Below are 8,158 nucleotides of genomic sequence, written 5' to 3'. Positions count from 1 at the left end.
TTTGAAGTATGCTTTCTAATTGCTCATCTTTAGCATAAAGAAGTTTTTCTTCCAAAGAACAATCAAAATTTGAAGGAAAAGGTTTTATCGTATCCTTGCTTAGAAATTTTTGCCAAAGTATAGAGTTTTTTTCTGCTGAAAACTCCCAAAAATCATCTTTGTTATTATAAACATAGTCTTTATAATCTATAAAATTTACAAAGTTGATATTTACATTTTTTTGCTTAGAAAGCATACCTTGTATGTTTTCTTCTTCTGTGTTTTTTGGAATTTTATTATAGTTTTTAAGATAATGATTTATTCTATTGTTATTTAAGTTTTGATTTTCAAGTTCATTTAAAAGTTCTTTAGAATAATAATTTAAAAAATAATTATTTGCATATTCTTCTATATGCTCTTTAAAGCTTCTTTTATAAATTAAATCATCATAACTAATAGGGTAAGATTTTAAAGTATTATTTTTAGAATTTAATATATAATCATACCCTGCAAAAAAATAAGAAAAATCCATAAAGGCATAATCAGCACTTATGCCTTTACAAAGACTTAAAAAAATATTTTCAAGTTCTAAGATGATTTTTTCATCTTTACTTAAATTTAACTCTTTTTGAAGTTGTTCTTGGGTTTTTGGGATAAAACCATAATTAAGTTTATCTTCATAATTTTTTACTAGATAATTTAAATTTTCATCATTAAGATTAAAAGTAAGGTATAGTGATGAGTTGAAATAAATATCATATTTATTAAAGTAGGGCGCTAGATTATCTTTTTCTATAAGAGTATTGATTTGGCTTTGAGAGAAATTTTCTCCTTTTTCATCCCAAAAAGGTAAATTAGGGGAGAGGTTTTTAAGAGTTCCTATTTCACTTAATTCATCTTTTTGATAATATCTATGTAAAATGTATTTGCTTTTATCTTTGCATAAACGATTGTAAATTTGAGTATAATTTGAAGGTAAAAAATTTAACCATTCATCCTCACTGTGTAGATTTATACCTTCAAATTTATCAATACTAAAACAAGCTTTAAGTTCTTGTATAGCTTTTAAGGTATTTTCTAAATGTTTATTATAAAAATTATTTTCATTAGCTTTTTTAAAATCAAGCCATTCTTGTAAATTAAGGCGATTACCTTTTAAACTCCAAGCGTCAAGGTATTTTTCATCACTAAAAGTTTTTTTAGATAAAAGATGAAAGCTAATTTGATTGGCACTTAATGTTTGTTTCATTTAAAAGCTTTCAAAGCATCAATTTTTTCACACCATTTGTTAAAGTGTTGACATTTTGATCTTATGTTGTCTATACCAATTTCTTTTGCGATCTTGCTACCATGCAAAACTTTTTTATAGCTAGGAGAAGAAAAAATCTTTTTTAGCCTGTGTGACGGACTTGTTTCCTTACTATTGTTGATTAATTCTGGATTATTGTATTTTTCGATAATACATTCTAATTCGCAAATGAGTTTTTCATCCCATTCAGCGTCTGCTTCAATGATTTTTGTAATATCACTAAAAAGCAAACTTTCAAATTCATGTGGTTGTATATAGCTAAAAAATTTATTTGTATCGCATTTTTGTTTAATTGCTTCATCAAAATCTTTTTGTATTTTTTCAATATATTCGTATATATCAGTATTAGCTTTATTTTCTTTTAAAAATTCATCATCTAATCCATAATAATCAAACATAGTTGTCATAAAAGCTTGTGTGTCTTGTTTTAATTTTTTAACAATAAAATCAACCACTCTATCATACGAAAGCGCACCGCCTTTGTGTCCTTTAGATGTAGGTATTGTAAGTGGTGTGAGATAAATTTTGACATTGTGAAAATACGGACTTAAAGTTTCATTGATAAATTTTTCTTCACTTTGTCCTTCGCAAATTACATAGCATCTTATAATATCTGACATTATTTTGGTCTCCCACCTATAAGATTACTAGCCCAAATTTCTCCAAGTGTGTATTCTTCAAGCCAAGTTTGTAGTTTTTCATTGTCCATTCTTGTAAAAATAGATTGATCACCTTCTTTATCTACAACTATAATATCTTGTGCTTCAAAATGATTTATCAGTTCTACAGATTGAGAAGAAATAATGAGTTGTTTTTTTTGAGCTACTCTTTTAATGATCTCACTTAAAATTTTTAATGCATAAGGATGTAGTCCTAATTCAGGCTCATCGATAATAATTGTTCCTGACATTAGCTCAAAAGGCTGAAGCAATAAAGTAGCTAAGCATATAAACCTTAAAGTTCCATCAGAAAGCATATGTGCTTTAAAAGGAGTATCAGGATCGTTTTTATGGTACCATTCTAATTGTATATTATCACTATTTCTAAAAACAAATCCCCCAAAAAAAGGAGCAATATCTTGTATAGTGGTTAAAATTTGTTCATAATGTTTATTGTGATTATCATGGAGCATTTTAAGATAAGCTGCTATATTTTGTGCATCTTCTTTGAATATAAGATTATCATTTACATCACATATGCTTTTCATTTTAGATGTATCTCCAGTATCATGAAAATGATAAAGCTTCCATTTTTTAATTGCGCTTATAGTATAATCAGCAACTGCTTTGGATCTAGAATATTCTTTTGCTTCAGAAATATTACTTTCGTATACATTCTCTCCTATAATGTATTCGTGAGGACCAAAATAAATTCTTTCTTTTTGTATAAGCATTTTGTTTTCTTGCGTGGCTACGATATCTACTTTATATCTATTTGGGTTAAAAACAAAGTCAAAATGCAATTTTTCGGTTTCTTTTCTACCAAAATACAAAAAACTATCAGGTCCTTTATCTTGTGTATAAAATTGCAAATTTTTATTAAACAATGCATTAAGCATTTTAAATACCGAGATAAAATTACTTTTACCTGCACCATTTGCACCGATTAAGATATTTAAATTTTTAAGTTCAAATTCGGATAAATCTTTTATAGATTTATAGCCTTTGATTGTTATGTTATTTAGCATTTATATCCTTTAGCTTCTAATATTGAAGTTGATTGTTTTTCTCTATTACCTTTAGCCTTTTTATTGCTTTATTTAATAAGAGACGATATTTATCACTATTATATTTATAATCTATAAAATTTACAATACTTAATTAGCACTAAATAGCATTTTAAAAGCTTTCAAAGCATCAATAAAATCTTTTATATCTTTTACTTGATCTTCTACCCAATCTTCCACTGTATAATCCTCATCACATTCGCTATCTTCACTATAATAATCTCCTCCTTCAAAATCAGCAGGATTATCATAAAGTTCCATTTCTATATGTTCTAATTCAAATTCCAAATCATTTATAAAATTTCGAAGAATCGTCCCATTAAAATTCTTTTTATCATAGTTTAAAATAGTGATTAGATTAGATGGTAAAACAACCTTATCTTTTTCATCAAATTTTAAGTTGTTGTTTTCTACTAAATTTTTATATTCATAACTTAAGATGTTACTTATGAAAGTTCTTCGTTTATGTTTTTTTAAACCATCTAAAGCACCTTTTACATAATTATCATTTTCAAGATAGTAATTAAACGCTTCTTGTATATCTTTATCTAATAAAATTTTATTTTTCATTGTTTTTCCTTATGATTTATTTTACCTAAAGTTAATTTTTATCACTCTACTCATTCTCCTTAGCCTTTTTTATAGCATCGTTTAAAAGTTTACAGTATTTTTCCATATAGCTTTTATCTTTTTCACACTCTTTGCTATCCCAGTATATATTGTATTTTTTATCAAGTTGTTCTGAAGTCATTGCTCCTGCATCTTTTAAAAGCTTTTTATTTCTAGATCCTCTTGCGATATCTAAAGGGGTGGTTGGGGTGACAAAATTTACATTAGCTCCAAGTTCGATTAAAAGCTTTGTAACCTTATAAGTTTCAGGTTCGCTTACAGCTTCAAATAAAAGAGTTTCATTGTATTCACTCTCTTGAATAAGTCGGGTTTGCATATCTACATTAGCCCCTCCTTTAATAGCTAGTTCTAATAATTCATAATTATTGCGTCTAGCCCAAAAATGCATAGGAGTTCTACCGGAAAATCCTTCATTATGCACTTCAAATTTAGCTCCACGATTGACTAGATATTGTATGATTTGAGAATTTGGATTATCGGCATTGAGTATATAATAATAGATTAGAGCGTTTTTATAAATATTAGGCTCGCCTTCTACTTCTTTCATTAAGATGTATTTTTCATTAGCTTCTTTGATATGTTTCATATCAATAAGAACAAAATTATATTTAGGATCTTTTAAACTTAAACCATACTCATCAAATAAATAATCTAAAATAGAAAAATCATTATTATTTTCTTCACAAGTAAATGCAGCTCTTGTTATCAAGTTAAAAGGATCAAATAAAGGGAAGTCTCCATCCTCATCTTTGATATTAAGCTCATAACAAGATATTTTTACAGGATAATCTTTTAAAATATCTTTTACCTTGGCCAAATCATTATCATCTATAGCTTCAAGAACTAGATCTTCTAATTCATCTTTTTCTTGATAGTTCATAGCTTTGATATCTTCTAATGTTTTCATTGTTTTTCCTTTAGTTTTTTTGTATTTGTTTGTTTTTGTTTAATTCTTCTTCTATATGAACAGGGTCATTTAAATTTAATCTTTTTATTACTATTTTATTAGGTGCTGCTCCTTTGATATGGTGTAGATATATTTCTTTAAATATTGTCTTTATGCTTCTGTGAGCATGTCTGTGGTAGATAAAACCACTTCTTGATCCTTTATGGTTTTTATTGTCTTTATTAAATATCTCTAGATTAGTTATATTATCTATTAATTTTGTGTAATGATTGCATAAAAATAAATAATCAAGCTCATATTCTCTAGCAAGTTTTAACTCAAAGCTTATTTGTTCTGTTAAAGCTTGATCTTGAACATTTTTAACCTCTACTAAAGTAGGGTAATCATTTAGCGTTACTAAAAAATCAGGTATGGTGTGATTAAAACCTTTAGTATTAAAATTAGTATCTAGTTTTCTTCTATTAGATAAATACCTAGTTGATCTTTTAGTAAAAAGCATAGAAGCAGCATATTCTCCTGCATCTCCTATATCTTTAGAATTGATATTTTTATTTTTTTGTTCTTCTTGGTTTGGAGTGGTAGTTTGTTTTTGTTTGTTTTTTAATCCACCCTTTGCTCCACCTTTTGTACTATTATCTTGCTTACCATTGCTAGTCTTTTGAGGGTTTTGAAGATCTTTTATAATGTCTTTATGTTTTTCAGCTTTATCTTGATTTCTTTGTAAAAATTCAAGTCTACCTAGTAGATTTAGTTCTTTAGGTGATTTGTTTTTATTTTTTTGCAATTCACTTATTTTCTTCTTTAATTTTTGCTTATCTGTAATAATATCTTTTAAACTTTCATCATCTTTAAGCAAGATTTTAGTCATTTTATCTGCTTTTTTCGTGCAAGCTTCTTGGATAGCTTGTGCTTGCTCTTTTTTATCATCTTCTGTAAAATCTCTATTGTCATTTAAAGCTTGTAGGAATTCTTTAGGGCTTTGCAAAACTAAATTAGGATTTTTTATTTTAGCTATACTTCTTTGAAAGCTTAAATCTATATTTTTTTTATCTTTTCTTCCCTTTCTAAAATCAGTCACTACAAAGCCCTTATCTTCTAAAGGCACAGGATCAAAGTGTAATGTTTCATTTTTATCTAAAGATACTAATCTTGGTATTAAAACATAAATTCCTTTTTCAAAGCATTTATCAAAAAAATCTGCTTCAACTTTAGCTATACCATCTTTTACTTCAAAGCCATCGTTATATTTTAACTCTTCATTTAAACTTTTGATATCATTATCTTTACTTGTATAAACATCGTAAAATATATCATAATTATCAGGATCGATTTGTCGTTGTTTTTTAGTTTGTAAGATGAAGTTATTTTCATCAAATTTATTTATCTCTTTATCGATTTTTTGTGCATAATCTTTTGTGATATCTTCTTTTTCATTTAATTGATCTTGAGAATTTATTTTTTTAATTTCTTGTTCTTTATGAATTGTTCTATTTTTATCTTCAAATTCTTTTCCATTGTTTTTATCTTCTGTTTGTAAATGAAAAGGCTTATAAAAATACAATTTACAATTTTCTAGTATATAAACCTTTTGAAATTCTTTAATATGAAAATTGACATCAGTAAAGTTAATTTTTATCACTCTACTCATTCTCCTTAGCCTTTTTTATGGCATCGTTTAAAAGTTTGGAGCATTCATCACGATATTTACCCAATAAATCAAAGTCAGTTTTTCCATTAATTTCACAATGAGAAGAATCATATGCTGGTAAATTATATTTTTTTCTAATTTGCTCTGAAGTCATTGCTCCTGCATCTTTTAAAAGCTTTTTATTTCTAGATCCTCTTGCATTATCTAAAGGAGTTCTTGGGGTAGCAAAATTCACATTAGCTCCTAGTTCAATTAAAAGCTTTGTAACCTTATAAGTTTCAGGTTCGCTTACAGCTTCAAATAAAAGAGTTTCATTGTATTCACTCTCTTGAATAAGTCGGGTTTGCATATCTACATTAGCCCCTCCTTTAATAGCTAGTTCTAATAATTCATAATTATTGCATCTGGCCCAAAAATGCATAGGAGTCCAACCAAAGTCATCTTTATGCACTTCAAATTTAGCTCCACGATTGACTAGATATTGTATGATTTGAGAATTTGGGTTTTTAGCATTGAGTATATATGCGTAGATTAGAGCGTTTTTATAAATAATGCTATTTCCTTCTACTTCTTTCATTAAGATGTATTTTTCATTAGCTTCTTTGATATGTTTCATGTCGGGAAAAGCAAAATTATATTTAGGATCTTTTAAACTTAAACCATACTCATCAAATAAATAATCTAAAATAGAAAAATCATTATTATTTTCTTCACAAGCAAATGCGGCCCTTAATAAGCTTGCTGCTGGATCAAATAAAGATAGCTCATAATCTTCATTATTATGATGGTATGTAAAATGCGCCTCATAAAAGCTTTCTTTTATGGGATAATCTTTTAAAAGATTTTTAACATTTTCTAAGTCATTATTACTAATAAAATCAAATAACTGTTTTTGAATTTGCATTTTTTCTTCAAAACTCATAGCTTTGATATCTTCTAATGTTTTCATTGTTTTTCCTTTAGTTTTTTTGTAATTTTAGTTTTAATTTAAGAAAATTGCTTTTAATCCGCTCTTAAATCACCTCCTTTTACCCTTAAACCTTTATCATCTATAATTACTTGCATTTTTCCTACTTGAAGTATAATCTTATCTTTTGTTTGTGTGATGGTGGTATTTTCACCTACTTGAGAGATGATTCGTTTTTGTGCTATTAAAGTGCTTTCTTTATTAGCTAAAGTATTTATTTCATCAGCCGTAAAGGAACAATTATTTTTAGCTTTAAAACTAATAGAATCATCAGCTTCAGCTTTGAAATACTCATTTGTTTCTATGCTTAGATCTTTTTTGGAGTGAAATTTTATACTTTGATTGGTTTGAAGCACGTAAGAACCTTTTATGGTTTCATTTTTATTATGTCCTATTCTTTGGATAAAATCATTTTTGATATCTTGCTCTAGATTATTGTCGATGATTACTCTTTTATCATTTCCTATTTTTTCTTCATGATTTTGTCCTATATTGACTTCATTACTAATTCCTACATTCAAAGTATTACTTAAACCCACATTGGTGTCTTTAGAAAGCAAGGTGTTTTCTAGATACTGCGCACCTACATTGACATTTTTAAAACCTATGATATTTTGCATATGCCCTAAGGTAATAAATTCAGTATATAAAGCTCCCACTTCTGAGGTTTTGTTATTTTTTATAGTTTGCTCATAGTTGTTACCTATTTCTTCTTTGTAATCTTTTTGTGCTAGAATGTAAAATTCTTCCTTGTCTATATCATTTTTTAAAGTGATTTCATTTCTTGCTTTTGCATCGGTATTATCTTTTCCTATAGTAGAATTAGAGATAGTTAAATAATGTTCGTTTTTATAATTTAGATTATATTCTGTATTTTCTTGTAGTTTAAGTTCATCTAAGCCTTTATTATACATAGGTATAGCACTTAGATAATTTAGTGTTTGTTCAGCGATTTCTCTTTTGTATCTTGGGTAGTTATATTGTGGCATAGT

The 8,158-nt window shown here is 27.1% G+C and carries 8 protein-coding genes; all 8 read right to left on the bottom strand.

The features are described from left to right. The coding region (locus CAMP18497_RS07940; protein ID WP_337213673.1) for a hypothetical protein at window positions 1–1,228 on the bottom strand (1,228 nt) is incomplete at its 3' end. Continuing rightward, window positions 1,225–1,908, bottom strand: a complete 684-nt coding sequence (locus tag CAMP18497_RS07935; protein WP_337213671.1) for a DUF4276 family protein — start codon at window positions 1,906–1,908, stop codon at window positions 1,225–1,227. The genes CAMP18497_RS07935 and CAMP18497_RS07940, both read right to left, overlap by 4 nt. After that, the gene (locus tag CAMP18497_RS07930) at window positions 1,908–2,975 is read right to left on the bottom strand and encodes an AAA family ATPase (protein WP_337213669.1); all 1,068 of its coding nucleotides are present in this window, start codon (window positions 2,973–2,975) and stop codon (window positions 1,908–1,910) included. The genes CAMP18497_RS07935 and CAMP18497_RS07930 overlap by 1 nt, the downstream gene beginning before the upstream one ends. Window positions 2,976–3,104: 129 nt before the next feature. Further along, a complete protein-coding gene (locus CAMP18497_RS07925) occupies window positions 3,105–3,584 on the bottom strand; it encodes a hypothetical protein (protein ID WP_044598807.1) in 480 nt (159 codons plus the stop codon). A gap of 46 nt (window positions 3,585–3,630) precedes the next feature. After that, window positions 3,631–4,551 (bottom strand): ankyrin repeat domain-containing protein, encoded by a 921-nt coding sequence (locus CAMP18497_RS07920; protein ID WP_337213666.1) that lies wholly within the window; start codon window positions 4,549–4,551, stop codon window positions 3,631–3,633. 10 nt (window positions 4,552–4,561) lie between these two features. Further along, on the bottom strand, window positions 4,562–6,199 hold the full coding sequence (locus CAMP18497_RS07915; RefSeq protein WP_337213664.1) for a putative toxin: 1,638 nt from the start codon (window positions 6,197–6,199) through the stop codon (window positions 4,562–4,564). Then, on the bottom strand, window positions 6,192–7,148 hold the full coding sequence (locus tag CAMP18497_RS07910) for an ankyrin repeat domain-containing protein (RefSeq protein ID WP_337213662.1): 957 nt from the start codon (window positions 7,146–7,148) through the stop codon (window positions 6,192–6,194). The genes CAMP18497_RS07915 and CAMP18497_RS07910 overlap by 8 nt, the downstream gene beginning before the upstream one ends. Window positions 7,149–7,201: 53 nt before the next feature. Beyond that, window positions 7,202–8,158 (bottom strand): bacteriophage T4 gp5 trimerisation domain-containing protein (locus tag CAMP18497_RS07905; RefSeq protein ID WP_337213660.1); only part of this gene is annotated, 957 nt, incomplete at its 5' end.

The sequence above is a fragment of the Campylobacter sp. W0066.1 genome, from assembly GCF_024723635.1.
Classification (GTDB): Bacteria; Campylobacterota; Campylobacteria; order Campylobacterales; family Campylobacteraceae; genus Campylobacter_D; species Campylobacter_D lari_C.
The sequence above is the reverse complement of the archived record's forward strand: the minus strand, read 5'-3'. Positions and strand labels throughout refer to the sequence as shown.